This is a genomic window from Mesorhizobium sp. BR115XR7A, from assembly GCF_020165315.1.
Lineage (GTDB): Bacteria > Pseudomonadota > Alphaproteobacteria > Rhizobiales > Rhizobiaceae > Mesorhizobium > Mesorhizobium australicum.
This window is the reverse complement of record NZ_JAIUHW010000012.1, coordinates 59,042-76,570: the sequence shown is the minus strand read 5'-3', so window position 1 is coordinate 76,570 and position 17,529 is coordinate 59,042. Positions and strand designations below refer to the sequence as shown.

Sequence of the window (17,529 nt, the reverse complement as noted above, 5' to 3'; positions counted from 1 at the left end):
ATGCGCTTTGCGCTGCCGCATCACCATTGGGCTTGTCTGGTGCATCCGCGGCGTGATCGATCGTGATGCCCGTGCTTCTGGATTGTGCCCTTGGCAACCCTGGATATGTCGTTCCGTATAGGCCGATTTCGACCGTTGCTCGAAAAAAATTCCAAGCTGGCACTACGCTTCCGCCCGGCTGGCTTGCATCCAGGCGAACGGAGGCGGCGAGGAGATTCAGGCCGGCGGCCGCAACTGGCCGCTCTCGATGCGCTCCATCCGGTAACGCAGCAGCTGCAGGATGCGGCTTTCGAAATTGGCGCCTTCGACACGGTCGAACCGCACCTGGTCCCTGTCGTGTTTGGCAAGCTCGGCCGCCGTGATCGCGGCGGCCTTGGCCTTTGCGGCGTCGCAATCCTTCTGCGGATAAGCTGCCTTCAGGGCGTCTTCCAGCGCGCGGCCGTGGTTCTGGGCGATCTCGACATGGCGGTCTTCATGGCGCTTGATGTCGGCGGACAAGGTATCCCAGAACAGCCGCACATCGGCGTCGGCTTTGCGCGGGCGGCGCCATTCCGGAAGGATCACCTTGACCTTGACGGTGACGGCCGCGTCGGCGATCCGGCAGGAGCCCGGCTGGCTGGCGTAGCTGATGCGTGTCGTGAAAGCCATCTGGGTGGCGCCAGGGTGGCGCGACCCCGTGCTTTTGACCTGGGGCCCGTGTTTGGCAAGTTGCTGCTCGATATCCTCCAGCGTTCTGCCGCCAATGGCGAAATAGCTGTATGTCTTCACCAGATTGGCCGCATTCGCCGGAACGGCGGCGGTAAGCAGCAGTGCGCAGAGCAGGGATCGTATCATCATGTTGCCTCTTCAATCACCTTGCTTTACGGCCTTCGCCGGCGCAACGGAATTGATCCAATGCGGATCACACATCGTTGATGACATCTTGGTTGATGAGCCCATGGTTGAAGCGCAATGACGGCGGGGCGATGGCAATTGGCGCATGGACGCCATCTCGAGCTTGGCGGCAAGGCCGTGGTCGTCGGCATCCTCAATGTCACACCCGACAGCTTCTCCGATGGCGGCTTGTTTGATGCTCCTGAACCCGCGCTCGTCCAGGCGCGCCGCATGATCGGGGAAGGAGCTGCCGTCATCGATGTCGGCGGAGAATCGACTCGCCCGGGCGCCGCCGCGATATCGGCCAGCGAGGAGCAGGCCCGTATCCTGCCCGTGATCGAGGCGTTGGCGCAGGTCGGCGACGTGCTGATTTCCGTCGACACCTATCGTGCCGACACCGCGCGGCTCGCCGTCAAGGCCGGTGCGCATATCGTCAACGATGTCTGGGGTCTGCAGCGTGAGCCCGACATTGCGCGGGTGGCGGCCGAAACCGGCGCCGGGCTTGTCATCATGCATACTGGACGGGATCGCGACAAGCTGCCCGATGTGATCGCCGACCAGCTGGCGTTCCTGGGAAAATCGCTTGAGATCGGGCGCGGGCAAGGTGTCGCCGACGGCCATATCGTGCTCGATCCCGGCTTCGGCTTCGCCAAGGAGACGGCGGAGGAAAACCTCGATCTGATGGCACGGTTTGCCGAGCTTGGCGCGCTCGGCTTCCCGCTGATGGCCGGTACCTCGCGAAAGCGTTTCATCGGCACCGTCACCGGCCGCGACGCCGCCAACCGGGCGGCCGGCACGGCGGCGACCAGCGTCATTCTCCGGCTCAAGGGCGCGCATCTGTTTCGCGTCCATGATGTCGCAATCAACGTGGACGCGCTGGCGGTGGCGGATGCTATGCTGGCGCGGGAAACCGGATCGGAACGCTGAGCCATGTATGTCATCCGCATGAAGAATTGCGCCTTCTTTGCCCGGCATGGCGTGCTGGACGAGGAAGAAGCGCTGGGGCAGCGCTTCTATGTCGATGCCTCGCTCACCGTCGAGCCGGGACGCGCGCTCGTCGATGACGCCATCGGGGGAACGGTGAATTACGGCGTCGCCTTCACCGTCATCGAGGAGATCATCACCGGACACCGGCGCTTCCTGATCGAGGCGCTGGCCCTGGAAGTCGCGAAGGCTCTCACCGGGCGCTTTCCCCAGATTCGGAAAGCCGAGGTCACCGTTCGCAAGCCCAATGCGCCGGTGCCTGGCGTGCTCGATTACGTCGAGGTGACCGTTGTCTGGCCCGAATAACACCGTCTATCTGAGCCTCGGCGGCAATCTGGGCGATCCGGCGGCGTCGATGGGAGCCGCGTTGCGCCTGCTCGACGCCGATCCCGATACCGACATGGCCGCCGTCTCCTCGCTCTACCGGACGCCGCCCTGGGGCAAGCTCGACCAGCCGGATTTCCTCAACGCGGCCGCCGAATTATCGACGCGGCTGTCGCCGCGGGCATTGCTCGACCTCTGCCTCGATGCCGAGCGAAAGCTCAAACGCGTGCGCGAGGAGAGGTGGGGGCCGCGCCTCATCGACATCGACATCCTGGTGTTCGGCGACCGCATCATCCATGAAATGGGCCTGGAAGTGCCGCACCCGCGCATGCTGGAGCGCGCCTTCGTGCTGGCGCCGCTGGCCGAAATCGCGCCGGATCTTGCCGTCGGCGGCAAACGCGTGGCCGATCGCCTGAGCGCGGTCGATGCGGCCGGCATCGAGCGGCTGCCATCAGGCCGCGACTGGTGGCGGCGCTAAATCGCGGATCAGCCGGAGAAACCACCGTCATCGAGGAATGCTTTTTCCTCAGCCGTGGTCTCGCGGCCAAGCATCCGGTTGCGGTGCGGAAAGCGGCCGAAGCGCTGGATGATGTCGCGGTGCTCCAGCGCGTATTTCAGATTGAACTCGGCCCTGGCGGTATGAAGTTCGACCGACCGCTCCTGGTCCGCAAGATTTTCCGAATGTTCGAACGGCAAATAGAGGAACACACGCACTTCCGGTTCCAATGCCAGATCGTGGCCGGCATCGACCGCTTTTTGCGCAAAATGCTTTGCCAGTGGGTCGGTCGCAAACATGTGGCCGGTGCCGCGAAAGCAATTGCGCGGGAACTGGTCGAGCAGGATCATCAGCGCCAGCGAGCCCTCGGCATGGCTTGACCAGACATCGCATTCACGGCGCGCTGCGGCGTAGTGGAGATCGAGGAAGCGGTCGCGGAAATCGGCATCGAAAGCGTCGTTCTTCTCGAACCAGGCATCCTCGCCGGCGTCGCGCCAGAACTTGGTGATCGACAGGGCTCTGCTGTCCAATTCCATGCCTAACTCCCTCGATCCGCCGATTCGGATTTATGCAGGACGCCGGCCGTTTCCTCGTTGAGCGCCTGGCCAGGACGGCGGGGCGTGGAGAGTGGGGTCGGGATCGGCGTACCGATATTGCCTTTCAGGAAACGCTGTCCCGAGCGGATGCCTTCGGCGAGCTGGGTCTCGAACCGGGCCGTGTCGCGGCGCCTGACGTCCTCGATCGTTTCAGCGACGTCCTCGGGATCGACGCCCAGCGCCTCGAGGGTCGAGCCACCAAAGACGAGCGCCGATTCGAAGGTTTCGCGCAGCTGATAATCGACGCCGGCGCGGATGAGCTGCAGCGCCGTGCCGCGGTCGAACGCACGGGCCAGCACCGTAAGCAAGGGGAACTCAGCCTTGACGAGTTCGGCGATGCGGATGGCGGCGTCGGGCTTGTCGACACAAATGAGCACGGCCCGCGCCCGGCCGGCCCCGGCCGCGTGCAGGATGTCCAGCCGCGTGCCGTCGCCATAATAGACCTTGAAGCCGAAATCGGCGGCCGCCTGGATCATCTCGACATCGTTGTCGATGATCGAGACGTCGATGCCGCGCAAGAGCAGGGGTTGGCTGGCGATCTGGCCGAAGCGGCCAAAGCCGATGATCAGCACGCTGCCGGACAGGCCGTCGGCGACTTCGACGCCGTCCAGCGACTGCTCGTCCCGTGGCGTGAAATAGCGCAAGGCGATGATCGCCAGCGGCGTCAGCACCATGGAGATGATGACTATCGCGGTCAGCGTTGCGTTTGCCTGGCCGTCGATGATGCCGACGGCGGCGGCCGCGGAATAGAGCACAAAGGCGAATTCACCGCCTTGCGCCATGAAGACCGCGCGCTCCAATGCCTCGCGGTGGCCTGATTTCAGGATGCGGGCGACAATGTAGATGCCGAAAGCCTTCATCACCATGTAGGCCACGACGTAGACGGCGATCAGCTTCCAGTTCGCGGCCACCACATGCAGATCGAGCGACATGCCGACCGCCAGGAAGAACAGGCCGAGCAGGATGCCGCGGAACGGCTCGATGTCGGCTTCAAGCTGATGGCGGAAGGTCGATTCCGAGAGCAGCACGCCGGCCAGGAACGCGCCCATCGCCATTGACAGGCCGCTGAGCTGCATGGCAAGCGCCGATCCGAGCACGACCAGCAGAGCCGCGGCCGTCATCACTTCGCGCGCACGGGCATCCGCCAGGATGCGGAAGAAGGGGTTGAGGAGGTAGCGTCCCGCTACCACCAGGCCGATGATCGCGGCGAGGCCGATGCCGACCTCGGTCAGCCGCTCCGACAGGCTGGTACCGGCACCGCCCGGCGCCAGGAAGGCGATCAAGGCGAGCAGCGGCACGATAGCCAGGTCCTCCAGCAGCAGGATGGAGACGATGCGCTGGCCCTTGGGCGCGGCGATTTCGCCGCGCTCCTCCAGAAGCTGCATGACGATGGCCGTCGAGGTCAGCACGAAACCGGCGCCGGCGACGAAGGATTGCGCGATCGGAAACCCTCCGGCCATGCCGACACCAGTCAAGAGCACCGCGCAGACGCCGACTTGAAGCGCGCCCAGCCCAAAGATCTCGCGGCGCAGGCCCCAAAGCCGCGACGGCTGCATTTCCAGGCCGATGATGAACAGGAACATGACCACGCCGAGTTCGGCGACATGGAGGATGGCTCCCGATTCGGAAAAGACGCCGAGGCCGAACGGACCGATCACCACGCCGGCGGCCAGGTAACCGAGAATCGAACCGAGACCCATGCGCTTGAAGATCGGGACGGCCACCACGCCCGCCGCCAGCAATGCCACCACCTGAATGAGATCGCTGCCCGCTGCCTCTGCCGCCATGATCCGTCCCTTTGTCGTATAGCACTCCTTGCATGCAGTGGGAGCGGGAGGCAAGGGTGGGAAGCCTGCCAGGAAAGGTAGGGTGCTGTCGGTGCGACTCCCCCGGAGGAACAACGGTCTCCCCTTGTCTGCGGGACGTTCGGCGTATATATCGGCTACATGCTTGACCGTTCGTCCCAGCCGTCTTCGCCGTCCCATATCCCGATGGATGCGCTCAGCGAGGTCCTGCAAGACTTTCGCCTGAGTGGCGTGAACTATGGCCGCTGCGAGCTCCGACATCCATGGAGCATAGAATTTCCGCGACAATCGCTGCTTCGTTTTCACTTTGTCGGCCAGGGTCCGTGCTGGATTCACACCGAAGCGCAGGGCTGGCAAGAGTTGCGCGATGGCGATCTGGTGCTGCTGCCGCAGGGCATCGCCCATCGGCTGGCGAGTGCGCCGGACGTGGTGGGCGACTCGCTCGAGGGCTGCCAGGTGATCAAGTTAGGGGGCAATGTCTGCGAAGTGGTGCGGGAAGGAACGGGCGCGACAAGCACCCTTTTCTGCGGCTCCATGGCCTTGGACTCCTGTGCGCTCAATCCATTGATCACGTTGATGCCGGCTGTCATCAAGGGTTGCGACGTGGCCGGCAATGACCCGGTCGTTGGTCCTTTGCTGGCTGCCATGACGATGGAGGCCGCGCAACCGCAGATGGGCAGCGCCACCATCTTGTCGCGTATGGCGGATTTGCTGACAGCCCGGCTCATCCGCTGTTGGGTCAATTGCAACGGAGCCTCGACCACAGGTTGGCTCGCAGCCATCCGCGATCCCCATATCGGCCGCGCCCTGGCAGCCATGCATCGAGACCCCGGCCACGACTGGACGCTGGGAAGCCTTGCGAGCGTGGCAGGCCAATCGCGATCGATTTTCGCCGCGCGTTTCAGCGCTGTATTGGGCGAGGGTGCCGCGCGCTATCTCGCTCGCCTGCGCATGCAGCTTGCCCGCGAGTTGTTGGGGCAGAGCGGCTTGTCGGTTGCCGAGGTCGCTACCCGTTTGGGCTATGATTCCGAGGCATCCTTCGCTCGCGCGTTCAAGCGCATCACCAATGTCTCGCCGGGCATTGTGCGTCGCACAAACCCCGGACGAATAGACATGAATTTCGGATTTTAAGATACATATCATCCGACGGGAGTCGTCTATGAAGATCTCCAACTTTGGAGATCTTTCCGTGACAGACACAACATTACAGCTTGAAGACACCGCGATTGGCCTTGATGCCGACGCGCCAGCCGCGTGGAGCGTAGCCACCTGGTTTGCGGTCATTTCACTGGCGGCCACCAGCTTTGCCCTGGTGTCAGCCGAATTCCTGCCGGCAGGCCTGCTGACGCCAATGGCGCGCGATCTCGGTATCAGTGAGGGAACGGCCGGGCAGGTCGTCACCGCCACCGCTTCCGTCGGCGCCGTGACGGCCATGTTGAGCAATGTTCTCATCGGCCGACTGAACCGCAAGACGGTGCTGGTCGGTCTCATGGCTTTGGCGGTCGCTTCCAATATCCTTGCGGCGCTGGCACCCAATTTCTGGCTGTTGTTGTTAGGCCGGGCCGGGCTGGGGATCGCTCTCAGCGCTTTCTGGGCACTTTCGGTTGCCGTCGTGGCGAGGCTGGTCGGCGCCAATGCGACAGGCCGGGGCATGGCTATCGTTACCCTCGGCGTCTCGCTCGCCACCATTGCCGCGCCGTCCTTGGGGGCGTTGATCAGCGACTGGCTGGGATGGCGCAGCGCCATGGCCATGACAGCGGGGCTGGCCGTATTGGCCATGTTGGCGCAGTTGCTCAGCCTGCCGACCTTGCCGGCGACAACAAGCAACAGTCTTGCAGACGTGTTTCGGCTTACACGGCGGCGCGGCATTCAAATCGGCATGCTGGCCATTGTCTTGCTGATGACGGGGCATTTTGCTGGTTCTGTCTATGTGCGCCCCTTCCTAGAACACGTCACGCTGCTTGCAACCGGTCCAATTGCCCTGGCTCTGCTTGGGTTTGGCATCGCCGCTGTGATCGGCAACATTGCCGGCGGCCGCATGGCCGATGCCAATATTCACATGGCTCTCGTGGTCACCGCGGCGTTAATGGCGGTTGCGGCGCTGGCCTTGGTGCTTTGGGGCGTGCACATTGGCGTTGCCTTCGGATTCGTCACGCTTTGGGGCTTCGCCTTCGGCATGGGGCCGGTGGTGCTGCCAACCAATCTCTCGCGTGCGGCACCTGACGCGCTGGAAGCAGCGGGCAGCCTGATGGTCGTCTCTTTCCAGGTTGCCATCACGATCGGCGCGGTTGTCGGTGGCTATGTCGTGGATACCTATGGTGCCGCGGCGCCATTGACCGTTACGGCCGTCCTTGCTGCATCGACAGCTGTGCTCGCTCTGCTGCAGCCTCGCGGCTGAACTTTGCTCCAGCTGACATCGAACTCGAACCGCCGCAATGTTGCAGGCTCTTTACACAAGTTTACGCCACGGGCGCGTTGCTTGTTGCCGCAATCGAAGGCTAAGCACGCTCGGCTTCGGCCATTGGGGGTGAGCGGCGATCAAGTCGCACCCTTTTGAGGAGATGACTGACATGAAGAAGTTTTTGCTCGTTGCCGCCGGGCTGGCGGTGCTTGCCGGCTCGGCCTGTTCGAAAGCGCCGGAATGCACGACCGAGATCGCGACCAAGAAGGCGCAGGACATGGCCGCCGCGCTGCAGGAGGCGATCACCAAGGATCCGTCCAAGGCGGCTGACCTGACCGCCAAGGTTCAGGCGGTGACGACCAAGTATCAGGGTTCCACGACCCTGGCCGATGCCTGCAAGGCGTATGACGAGCTGACCAAGGCGATCAAGGGCTGACGCCTGGTTCGTCCGTTTCCAAGGAGGCGGTGGCGATGGGCCGCCGCCTCTTTGTTTTGTGGGGTGTATTCGAGCAATCCCAGGAAAAGTGTTTTTCCGTCCGGAATTCGTAAAGAACAGAGGCGAGGTGCGCTCAGTTCGGCGCGATGGAGCCGACTTCGACGGCATCGACGCGCTTCAGGCTCATGCCGATGACGGGCACCAACTGGTCCTGAACGCGTACTGCAACCGTTACGGTCATGGAATTGTCGTCGGGAATGCGGGCCTGCATGACACCGCGCAATTGATTGCGGTTGATGGTGAAGACCACCTTGTGGGCGTCGACGACGTTGCCGCCGATGATGTCGAGGCCGGCGCCGGCAGCGCCACCCATGAAGGAACCCTTGTAGTCGCGGCCCTTGCGCTCGATCTTGGCCGACATGGGCTGGGTGAACATGCCGACCCGGCAACCGCCGTCCAGTGTCATGCCCATCTTGCCGTCCGGCGTGGAGCCGGTGAAGCTGCAGTTGAATTTCGTGCCCTTGTATTTGCCGGCGACGATTTCGCCCGGGCCAACCCATTTGCCTTCGGCCGACTGGAAAAACTGCTTGTCCGGTTCCGTGGCAGAGGCCGCCGAGGCAATGCCGACGACAGCTGTGATCACCGCCGCCAGGGGCAGGACGCTGGACAGAATTACGCTTTTCATCGACGATACCCGGCAACAACGAGGCTGTTTGAAACCGGTTCGACCATGAAGAAGATTGGTTAATGCTTCGTCACCGCGGGCCCTCGAAACAGCAGTCCGATCATCGTCCCGAAGAGCTGGACGCTATTTGCCGGAGCCAGCTGTTTCGGCGTCTTTCTTGGCTGCGAACGAAGTCAATGCTGCGAGGAAATCGCCCAGTCCCGGGCGCCTGGCAGCGCTGAAGGGCAGGGGGCGCGCCGTCTCCATCGCGGCGAGACCGATGCGCGCCGTCATCATACCGTTGACGACGCCTTCGCCCAGCTTTGCCGAGAGGCGGGCCGCCAGGCCGTGGCCGACGATCTGCTGGACGAAACTGTCGCCGATGGCGATCGAACCGGTGACCGCCAGATGCGCCAGTACGCTGCGCGCCAGGCGGAAAAAACCCAGCGTTCCGGGCCGTCCGCCATAGAGTTCCGACAGCCGGCGGATGAGGCGCCCGGCCTCGAACACGACATAAGCGACATCGACCAGCGCGCGCGGGCTCACCGCCGTCACCAGCGAGACCCGCTTGGCGGCCTCGAGAATCATCACCTTGGCCCTGACATCAAGGGGGCCGAGGATTTCCGCCTCCGCCAGGCGCACCAGATTGGCGCCGTCGATAATCTCGCCGCGCAATTCAGCCAGCGCGCGCCGGCCGGCAGCGGTGTCGGGTTTGGCCGCGACAAAGGCCGACAACTCGTCGACCACCGCGCGTGCCGCTTTCGGATCGTCGCGCGCGATGGCATCGAGCGCGCGCTTCTGCAGCTTTTCGACCTCGGCGAGGCGGGCGATGGCCAGGAACTCGCGAATCAGGATTACCAGCAGCGCCAGCAGCGCAATCGCCGCCATCCCGGCGGCCAGCCAGCCCAGCCATTCGGCGCGGGCAAAGAGATCGCGTATCAACTGGTCGGTCCACAGGCCGACAGCCAGCGAAACCAGCACGCCGAAGGCGCCGAAGAAGATGCTGCCGAGAACCGAGCGCCTTCTGGGGGCGACCGATGGCGGCGGCTCGGCGGCAATAACGTCCGGTTCGTCAAAAACGTCGACCTCCGCCGGGATGACCAGCGCCACATCGGCCTTCATGGAGCGCGGTCTGCGCGACGGTTCGGTCTGGCGTGCTTGTGGCGCGTCTTGTTTCGGCGCGGCTTCCGGCTCGATGCGGAATGCCGCCGGTTTGCGGGGCGCGGTCATGCCAGATGGTCTCCGATCAGGAACTGCAAGGCGCGGTCGAGCCTGATATGGGGCAGCGACAGCGTGACACCTTCGGCCGTGCGTTCGAGTTTCGGCGGTCGGAACCGGACGAAGCGGATTGCCGGGTCCGTGGAGTCCTGCCTGTGATCCGGCCCCGAAAGGTCGAAAACAGCATCAATGTTCTCCGGCAAATCACCAGGAAATATAGCTGTTTCCGTCTTTCCGTCGAATGTTTCACCATCGATCTTCTCGCCGGCGATCGGCGTGCCGATGATAACAGGCAATGTCTCGCGGCCCTGTTTGACGGTGCCTTCGCGGGTGGCGCGCACCGCCGCCATGGCGACGACATCGACATCGGCGCCGGTGAAATTTGCCCGCGCCACGGCGCGGTCGGCAAGGCGCCGCACGATCGCCTGCAACCGGTCGTGGCTTTCGTGGTGCAGATGATCGGCCTTGGTCGCCGCGACCAGGATGCGGTCGATACGCCGGGAGAACAGGTCGGTTATGAAGCTGCCCCGGCCGGGGCGAAAACAGCTGAGGATCTCGGTGACGGCCCGCTCCAGGTCGGCCATGGCACCAGGCCCGGCGTTCAGCGCCTGCATGGCGTCGATGAGCACGATCTGGCGGTCCAGGCGCGTGACGTGCTCGCGGAAGAACGGTTTGACGACATGCGTCTTGTAGGCCTCGTAGCGCCGTTCCATCATGGCGTGCAACGAGCCGTTGCGCGCGCGCCTGTCGCCCAGGCCGGCCAGCGGCGCGAAAGTCAGCGCGGGCGAGCCTTCGAGATCGCCGGGCATCAGGAAACGGCCGGGCGGCAAGGTCGAAAGCGCCCGTTCGTCGAGCTTGCATGCCTTGAGATAGGCGGCGAAGCTTTCAGCCAGCCGGCGCGCTGTCATTTCCTCGGCGTCGGCATTCGGGTCGATTTCCGCCGAGATCGCTCGCCAGGCCAGCGAAAGATCCTCGCGCACCGGCAGCGTGGCCATTTCGAGGGCTTCGCGCGAAAAATCGGCGAAGGATTTGCCGAGCAGCGGCAGGTCGAGCAGCCATTCGCCGGGGTAATCGACGATGTCGACCGACAGCTTGCCCGACGAGAACATGCGGTTCCAGCCGGAGGCCGATTCATATTCGATCGTCAGCCGCAGTTCCGAAATGGCGCGGGTCGAGTCCGGCCAGACGCGATCGTTGACCAAAGCGGCGATGTGGTCCTCATATTGAAAACGCGGCACGGCGTCGTCGGGCTGCTGTTCGAGGAAGGCGCGCGCGATACGCCCCGACTTCTGCGCCTCGAACAGCGGCAGACGTCCACCGTGGATCAGATTGTGGACGAAGGCCGAGATGAAGACGGTCTTGCCGGCGCGGGAGAGACCCGTGACACCCAGACGCAGCGATGGAGAAAAAAGTCCGGTGGCACGTCCCGACAATGTGTCGAGGGCAATTCTTGCCTCGTCGGTGAAGGTGGTCAGCGATGATGCCAAAACATGATCTCTCGGGCTTGCGTCCGCCCGATATAGGCGCTGGAACCCGGCTTTGAAATGGCGCTGGAAATCGGCATCAGGGATCTGCCGGTGTCAGGAACGCTTCGAGATAACCCGCTCCCTGGGTCGCTTTCGCCAGATCGCCGGGGAAACGGACGACCGCGAGGCCCGTGGTTGGAAAGCCGTGATTGAGCATTGCCCGCTCCGGCTCGCCGCCATCGCCCGAAACCGCCATGGCGAGATCCTCCGTCATCGGGTTGTGGCCTATGACCAGCAATGAACCGGGTCCGCCATGATCCCGGACGAGGCGGAGATAGCAGGCCGCGTCCTCGCTGTAGAGCGCGTCCAAAAACAGCACCTTGCCTGTGTCGGTCTGGCCGGCCAGACCCTCGAGGGTTTCCCTGGCGCGTTTGGCGTTGGAACACAGCGTCAGGTCCGGCACATAGGAGCGGGAACGCATCGCGGTCCCCATTTTTTCGGCATCGGCGCGGCCGGATGCGTCCAATGGACGATCGAAATCACGCATGCCTGGCAAGGCCCAACCGGCCTTGGCGTGTCGCAACAGATAAAGCCTGCTCACCCAACCTCCAACGGTGCCCGAGAGCTGAAGTCCTGCCGCGATTAGCCACGAGAAAAGCCGCACGCACAATGGTGCGCGTGCTTCAGCGCGGCGAATCACTTGCAGGGCGATGGGCGAGGATCGTCGTACTTTCGCCATCAAAACAGATTTATGCCGCTCCGGAGAAGGCTGGAGACGCACTTTAACAATTGCGTGAGTCGGTGGCTGATTGCGCTTGTGCAGGCGTCTGGTGGCGAATATATAGGCGCCAAATTTGGGGCTGTTGGGTGAGTCGAATGAACGACATCGTTACCGCCGATTACGTACCCTCCGAAGACGAGCCGTTCATGAACGAACGGCAGAAATCCTACTTCCGCCAGAAGCTCGTCACCTGGAAAAATGACATCTTGCGCGAGGCGCGCGAAACCCTCGAAATCCTGCAGCAGGAAAACGCCAACCATCCCGACCTCGCCGACCGCGCCTCTTCGGAAACCGACCGCGCCATCGAGCTCAGGGCCCGCGACCGTCAGCGGAAACTCATCTCAAAGATCGATTCGGCGCTGCAGCGCATCGATGAAGGCACTTACGGCTATTGCGAAGAAACCGGTGAGCCGATCGCCTTGAAGCGGCTCGACGCGCGCCCGATCGCCACCTTGTCGATCGAAGCGCAAGAACGGCATGAGCGCCGTGAAAAAGTCTATCGCGACGACTGATGGACCGCCTTTGCATTGATTTCCAAATGGCCGGTTATCCGGCCATTTCTGTTCGATGCGTGCCACCTTCAATAGATTTGAACACGCTTGAACGCCGGCCAGCCTAGTCACTGGCAGGCGACAGTTCATCTCTTGACCTAGGCAGTTCATCTCTTTTGGCTTGAAAGTTCGCCCAACAGCCTGGTCATTTCATCGTCGAGCGAGGGCGGCGCCTTGGCTGCCGGTTTGCCCACCGGGCCGCCGGAGCGGGGCTGGTCGAGCGAAACCTCGAGTTCTTTCATCAGCGTGTCGTCGATGCTGTCCTGCGTCGGCGGTGGCGGCGTGTGCCTGGCGGCATTGACGTTGGCGGAGCCATAGGCAGGCAGCGGCGTGACATTGGTCGATTGATAGGTTTGCGCCGCTGGTTTCGGTGCGGGCGCCGGAGCCGGTGGTGGCGCCGCCGGACGCTGGCGGGCAGGCTGTGCCATGGCCACCGGCTGCGGAGCGGGTGCTTGTCTCGGAGGCACGGGAGCGGGCTGCGGCGACCGAGGCTTCGCAGCCGGGGCGGCGGCGGCCGGGACAGGCTGCAGGCCGCCATCTCCAGTCAACGCCGGACGGCGCGGCGCGGCGAGGCGGATGTCGCGTTCGACAACGACGTCGGTTGGGCCGCCGATCAGAAGCAGATGTTCGATGTCGTCGCGTCGCACCAGCACCAGTCGGCGATGGCTGTCGACGGCGGTTGCGTCCATGACGGCGAGCCGCGTCTTGCGGTTGCGGCCGCCGGCGACAAACGTGCCGAAGGTCAGGTTGCGCACGAGCCTGACGATGACGAGAACGATGACCAGCAGGATCAGCGCCGCGAAGGTCCACAGGAGTGCCGCCGCATAACCGGGACCCGCCACGCTATCCAGCCACTGCATTGGTTTCCCCCGAACGGTTTGGAAAGTGACGCGACACTAGACCGTTGCGACTGGCTACCGCAAGTTGCCTTTCACGCATCGTGAACAGCTTGAAACACAGGGAAGGCCAGCCGACAGCATTTTTATCCGACATTTGCCGCCCGGGCCTTTTCCAGACCAGGAGAATGTGATTCAACCGGCTAAAGCGCGTCGCGCTGAAACGGATTCATGCGGCGCGTTTCAGGTCCGTGTTTTTCATGCATGTCGTTTTCCCAAAACCGAAGTCATTTTTGGGCGACATGCATTGGGGGCGGGTGTCGGAACATCGGATTTCATGAGCAGGGGGCATATGGCCAAGGAAGCGCGCGGCGATTTCTATCCGGCACCGATCGTCGACCAGAATACGCGACCGGGCGCGGTCACCCGGCTTATCATCTTCATCGTCGTCCTGACGGGCGCCGCAATCGTCTTCGGCCTTTTCCGCGAGCGCCTCGGCGATCCGTTCCTGCTCGGCATGCTCGGCGTGCTGGCGATGATCGGTGTCGGCTTCCTGTTCGCGACCGCGATCGGCTTCGTGCAGATCACACCGCGCTCGACGGGCGACGAACTGTCCAAGGCCTTCGTCGATTCGATGTCGCAGGGCCTGCTGGTCACGGACACCAAGGGTCGCGTCGTCTACGCCAACCGCGCCTATGCCGATATGACCGGCGCCTCATCGGCCGCTGACCTGAAGACGGTCGAAGGATTGCTCTCCGATGTCCCCGAAGCCTCGGTGACCATTTACCGGCTGGCGTCCGGCTTGCGTGACGGGCAGCCGGGCGACGGCGAGTTCCGGCTCGCGCAATCGATCCGGCCCGGCGCCGAACCGGGCGCGCGCTGGTACCGGGCACGCGCCCGCGCGTTCAGCGTCCCGGGCCAGCGGCTGCCGATGCTGGCCTGGCAGCTCGCCGACATTTCGCAAGAGCGGGCCGAGCAGGAGCGTTTCTTCCTCGATCTGCAGAAGGCAATCGACCACCTCGACCACGCGCCGGCCGGCTTCTTTTCGGCCGACCAGGACGGCCGCGTCACCTACATCAACGCCACGCTCGCCGGATGGCTGGGCATCGATCTCGCCAGCTTCACCCCCGGCGCCGTCGCCTTGCCCGATATTGTTGCCGGCGACGGCATGGCGCTGGTGCGCTCCGTCAAGGCGGACCCCGGGACGACGCGCAATGCGGTCGTCGATCTCGACTTGACGACGATGACCGGCGAGGCGCTGCCGGTGCGCTTCATGCATCGCGTTTCGGCCAGCCGTGAGGGCGTCGGCGGGCCAACCCGCACCATCGTGCTCAACCGCACACAGGGCGAGGATGCCTCGGCCGACCTGCGCGCCTCGGAAGTGCGCTTCACCCGCTTCTTCAACTCGACACCGATGGCGATTGCCGGTGTCGATGCCAGCGGGCGCATCCTGCGCACCAACGCACCGTTCCTGTCACTGTTTTCCTCGGTCGTCGACCGCGATGCCGTGGATCGCCGCGTGCGGCTCGACACGGTGATCCATGACCGCGACCGGCCGACCTTTGCCGCGGCTTTCGAGAAAGCCCGGCAGCGGCAGGCCGACATCGATCCGATCGAGACCGTGCTGCCCGGCAATGATGAGCGGCATATCCGTTTCTACGTCAACGCCGTGGCCGATGGCACCGGCGGCGAAGGGGCCGAGGAAGCGGCCATCGTCTACGCCGTCGAGACGACCGAGCAGAAGGCGCTCGAAGGGCAGATGGCGCAAAGCCAGAAGATGCAGGCCGTCGGCCAGCTCGCCGGTGGCATCGCGCACGACTTCAACAATGTGCTGACCGCCATCATCATGGCGTCCGACCTGCTTTTGACCAATCACCGGCCGTCGGATCCGTCCTTCCCCGACATCATGAACATCAAGCAGAACGCCAATCGCGCGGCCTCCCTGGTCAGGCAGTTGCTGGCTTTCTCGCGCAAGCAGACGCTGCGGCCGGAAGTGCTGAACCTCACCGACGTGCTCGCCGATCTCAGGATGCTGCTTGCCCGGCTGGTCGGCAACGACATCAAGCTCAAGGTCGACCACGGCCGCGACCTGTGGCCGGTCAAGGTCGATATCGGGCAGTTCGAGCAAGTGGTGGTCAACCTGGCGGTCAACGCGCGCGACGCGATGCCGGCGGGCGGCGATCTCACCGTGCGCACCCGCAACGTGACCGCCGAGGAATGCAAGAGCTTTCCCTACCGCGAACTCGCGGCCGCCGACTATGTGGTGGTCGAAGTCGAGGATACTGGCTCAGGCATCGCGCCCGACGTGCTGAAGAAGATCTTCGAGCCGTTCTTCACCACCAAGGAGGTCGGCAAGGGCACGGGCCTTGGCCTGTCCATGGTCTACGGCATCATCAAGCAGACCGGCGGTTTCATTTTCTGCGATTCCGAAGTCGGCAAGGGGTCCACCTTCCGCATCTTCCTGCCGCGTCACATCGTGGAAGCAAAAACGGCAGCCGAAGCCGGTGAAGCGCCGGCGGCAGCGGCAGTCAAACTGGCCGATAGCACCAAGGACTTGTCCGGATCGGCGACGGTCCTGCTGGTCGAGGATGAGGATGCCGTGCGCATGGGCGGCATGCGGGCACTGACTTCGCGCGGCTATACCGTTCACGAGGCATCCTCGGGCGTCGAGGCGCTGGAAGTGTTCGAAGCGCTGGGCGGCAAGGTCGACATCGTCGTTTCCGACGTGGTGATGCCGGAAATGGACGGGCCGACCCTGCTCGGAGAGTTGCGCAAACGCCAGCCGGACATCAAGTTCGTTTTCGTCTCCGGCTATGCCGAGGACGCTTTCGCCAGGAACCTGCCGGCGGAGGCGCATTTCGGCTTCCTGCCAAAGCCGTTCTCGCTCAAGCAACTGGCCACGATCGTCAAGGATGTCCTTGAATCCTAGGTGCTTCCAAGCCGCGCTCTTGCACAACGCCGTAACAACGCCATGATTGTTGAAAATACAGCAGGCGGGCTTGGGGGAGCGGCTGTTGACGCCACACATCGAGGCAGGCAAGGGCGATTACGCCGACACGGTTTTGTTGCCGGGCGACCCGCAGCGCGCGGAGTGGATGGCGCAGACATTCCTGGACGCGCCGCGCTGCGTCAATCGCCGACGCGGCGCGCTCGGCTTTACCGGCTTGTTTCGCGGCAAGCCCGTCAGCATTCAGGCGACGGGCATCGGCGTTTCATCCTTCCTGATCTACGCCCATGAACTGCTTGACTTTTATGGCGTCCGAACACTGATCCGCACCGGTACCTGCGGCAGCCTGAGCGCCGAGGCAAAGCTGCGCAGCCTTGTGATCTCGCAATCGGCACGGCCTGAAAATACCGAGAGCGGTCGAGTTTTTGGCCTTTACGTAGCCGATGTTGGCCCGGATCCGGCGCTGCTGGCTAGCGCATTGACCAACGCGGCCGCACTTGGCATCGACCACCACGCCGGCCTGACAGCCTGCACCGACATATTCTACCATCCTGAAGCGCGTGCCCGCTATGCCGACGCAAGGGCGCTCGGGGCGCTGGCGGTAGACATGGAAACCAGCGCTCTCTATCGCATATCGGCCCACTTCGGCGCGAGGGCATTGTCGCTGCTGACCGTAGTCGACAATCTGCTTACCGGCGAACAGACCGACTATTCCGAACGCCAGGCGCTTTTCACCGACATGAGCCGGCTCGCGCTCGAAGTCGCCACGGAAGGGCGCTAGGCGGCCTCTCGCTTCAACACCTCCTCCATGGATGGTCGGTGGCCGCGTAGATAGAGTGCGCAAGTGGTGCGCAGCATCGACGCGAAGTTAGGGATCTCGCCGTTGATCTCGATGGCTTCGTCGTAGAGTTTCGAGATGAATTTCGGCGTCGTCAGGTTCTGGCTTTCGGCGATTTCGTCGAGCAAGGCCCAGAACGTGACCTCGAGCTGGATGCTCGTCGAATGTCCATCAATGCGGATCGACCGGTTGATCTGACGATAGCCTTCCGGATCCTGTGCGGCAAAGACTCTGCACATCGTTACCTCCCATTTTTGTTGGTCTTGGGCGCCGACGGGGCGGTCGGTGCCTTTTGAACACTGCCTGCGGTCCA

The 17,529-nt window shown here is 63.5% G+C and carries 18 protein-coding genes; 9 read left to right on the top strand and 9 right to left on the bottom strand.

All coding sequences use genetic code 11. The annotated features are described in order from the left end of the window. Positions 1 to 216: 216 nt before the first annotated feature. Positions 217 to 837, bottom strand: coding sequence for a DUF922 domain-containing Zn-dependent protease (locus LB557_RS24050; RefSeq protein ID WP_224643582.1), 621 nt, complete (start codon positions 835 to 837; stop codon positions 217 to 219). Between the two features lie 114 nt (positions 838 to 951). Between LB557_RS24050 and folP the strand changes: the two genes are divergently transcribed. The 3 genes from folP to folK are packed head-to-tail and all read left to right on the top strand — an operon-like array spanning position 952 to position 2,659. Continuing rightward, on the top strand, positions 952 to 1,800 hold the full coding sequence (gene folP / locus LB557_RS24045; RefSeq protein WP_224713109.1) for a dihydropteroate synthase: 849 nt from the start codon (positions 952 to 954) through the stop codon (positions 1,798 to 1,800). 3 nt (positions 1,801 to 1,803) lie between these two features. Further along, positions 1,804 to 2,163 carry a dihydroneopterin aldolase gene (gene folB / locus LB557_RS24040; protein WP_224713108.1) on the top strand — a complete coding sequence of 120 codons (360 nt, stop codon included), beginning with the start codon at positions 1,804 to 1,806 and terminating at the stop codon, positions 2,161 to 2,163. After that, positions 2,147 to 2,659, top strand: coding sequence for a 2-amino-4-hydroxy-6-hydroxymethyldihydropteridine diphosphokinase (gene folK / locus LB557_RS24035; protein ID WP_224643151.1), 513 nt, complete (start codon positions 2,147 to 2,149; stop codon positions 2,657 to 2,659). The genes folB and folK overlap by 17 nt, the downstream gene beginning before the upstream one ends. 8 nt (positions 2,660 to 2,667) lie before the next feature. Here the strand turns inward: folK and LB557_RS24030 are convergent, their stop codons facing one another. Beyond that, positions 2,668 to 3,213, bottom strand: a complete 546-nt coding sequence (locus LB557_RS24030; protein WP_140716840.1) for a DUF924 family protein — start codon at positions 3,211 to 3,213, stop codon at positions 2,668 to 2,670. 2 nt (positions 3,214 to 3,215) lie between these two features. Continuing rightward, entirely contained in the window at positions 3,216 to 5,060 is a 1,845-nt protein-coding gene (locus tag LB557_RS24025; RefSeq protein ID WP_224643150.1) for a monovalent cation:proton antiporter-2 (CPA2) family protein, read from the bottom strand. 159 nt (positions 5,061 to 5,219) lie between these two features. On the opposite strand from LB557_RS24025, the gene LB557_RS24020 reads away from it, so the two are divergent. The 3 genes from LB557_RS24020 (at position 5,220) to LB557_RS24010 (ending at position 7,915) form a co-directional block, all read left to right on the top strand. Continuing rightward, entirely contained in the window at positions 5,220 to 6,209 is a 990-nt protein-coding gene (locus LB557_RS24020) for an AraC family transcriptional regulator (protein WP_015317681.1), read from the top strand. Between the two features lie 58 nt (positions 6,210 to 6,267). Further along, on the top strand, positions 6,268 to 7,476 hold the full coding sequence (locus LB557_RS24015; RefSeq protein WP_224643155.1) for an MFS transporter: 1,209 nt from the start codon (positions 6,268 to 6,270) through the stop codon (positions 7,474 to 7,476). Between the two features lie 172 nt (positions 7,477 to 7,648). Continuing rightward, a complete protein-coding gene (locus LB557_RS24010) occupies positions 7,649 to 7,915 on the top strand; it encodes a hypothetical protein (protein WP_015317683.1) in 267 nt (88 codons plus the stop codon). A 133-nt stretch (positions 7,916 to 8,048) separates the two neighbouring features. Here the strand turns inward: LB557_RS24010 and LB557_RS24005 are convergent, their stop codons facing one another. From LB557_RS24005 to LB557_RS23990, 4 genes are all read right to left on the bottom strand, one after another. Further along, the gene (locus tag LB557_RS24005) at positions 8,049 to 8,600 is read right to left on the bottom strand and encodes a hypothetical protein (RefSeq protein ID WP_015317684.1); all 552 of its coding nucleotides are present in this window, start codon (positions 8,598 to 8,600) and stop codon (positions 8,049 to 8,051) included. A 123-nt stretch (positions 8,601 to 8,723) separates the two neighbouring features. Continuing rightward, positions 8,724 to 9,809 carry a YcjF family protein gene (locus tag LB557_RS24000; protein ID WP_224643149.1) on the bottom strand — a complete coding sequence of 362 codons (1,086 nt, stop codon included), beginning with the start codon at positions 9,807 to 9,809 and terminating at the stop codon, positions 8,724 to 8,726. Then, positions 9,806 to 11,284: a YcjX family protein gene (locus LB557_RS23995; protein WP_140821796.1), complete on the bottom strand. Its 1,479-nt coding sequence runs from the start codon at positions 11,282 to 11,284 to the stop codon at positions 9,806 to 9,808. The genes LB557_RS24000 and LB557_RS23995 overlap by 4 nt, the downstream gene beginning before the upstream one ends. Positions 11,285 to 11,360: 76 nt before the next feature. Beyond that, positions 11,361 to 11,864, bottom strand: coding sequence for a SixA phosphatase family protein (locus LB557_RS23990; RefSeq protein WP_140726830.1), 504 nt, complete (start codon positions 11,862 to 11,864; stop codon positions 11,361 to 11,363). Between the two features lie 275 nt (positions 11,865 to 12,139). On the opposite strand from LB557_RS23990, the gene dksA reads away from it, so the two are divergent. Further along, entirely contained in the window at positions 12,140 to 12,556 is a 417-nt protein-coding gene (dksA, locus tag LB557_RS23985) for an RNA polymerase-binding protein DksA (RefSeq protein ID WP_015317688.1), read from the top strand. 146 nt (positions 12,557 to 12,702) lie between these two features. On the opposite strand, the gene LB557_RS23980 is transcribed toward dksA, so the two are convergent. Further along, positions 12,703 to 13,455, bottom strand: coding sequence for a flagellar biosynthetic protein FliO (locus LB557_RS23980; RefSeq protein WP_015317689.1), 753 nt, complete (start codon positions 13,453 to 13,455; stop codon positions 12,703 to 12,705). A 328-nt stretch (positions 13,456 to 13,783) separates the two neighbouring features. On the opposite strand from LB557_RS23980, the gene cckA reads away from it, so the two are divergent. Further along, positions 13,784 to 16,360, top strand: a complete 2,577-nt coding sequence (gene cckA / locus LB557_RS23975; RefSeq protein ID WP_224643154.1) for a cell cycle histidine kinase CckA — start codon at positions 13,784 to 13,786, stop codon at positions 16,358 to 16,360. 85 nt (positions 16,361 to 16,445) lie between these two features. Next, a complete protein-coding gene (locus LB557_RS23970) occupies positions 16,446 to 17,159 on the top strand; it encodes a DeoD-type purine-nucleoside phosphorylase (protein ID WP_224643148.1) in 714 nt (237 codons plus the stop codon). Here the strand turns inward: LB557_RS23970 and LB557_RS23965 are convergent. Continuing rightward, entirely contained in the window at positions 17,156 to 17,455 is a 300-nt protein-coding gene (locus LB557_RS23965; RefSeq protein WP_015317692.1) for a ribbon-helix-helix domain-containing protein, read from the bottom strand. The two genes, LB557_RS23970 and LB557_RS23965, sit on opposite strands and share 4 nt — an antisense overlap. Positions 17,456 to 17,529 lie beyond the last annotated feature (74 nt).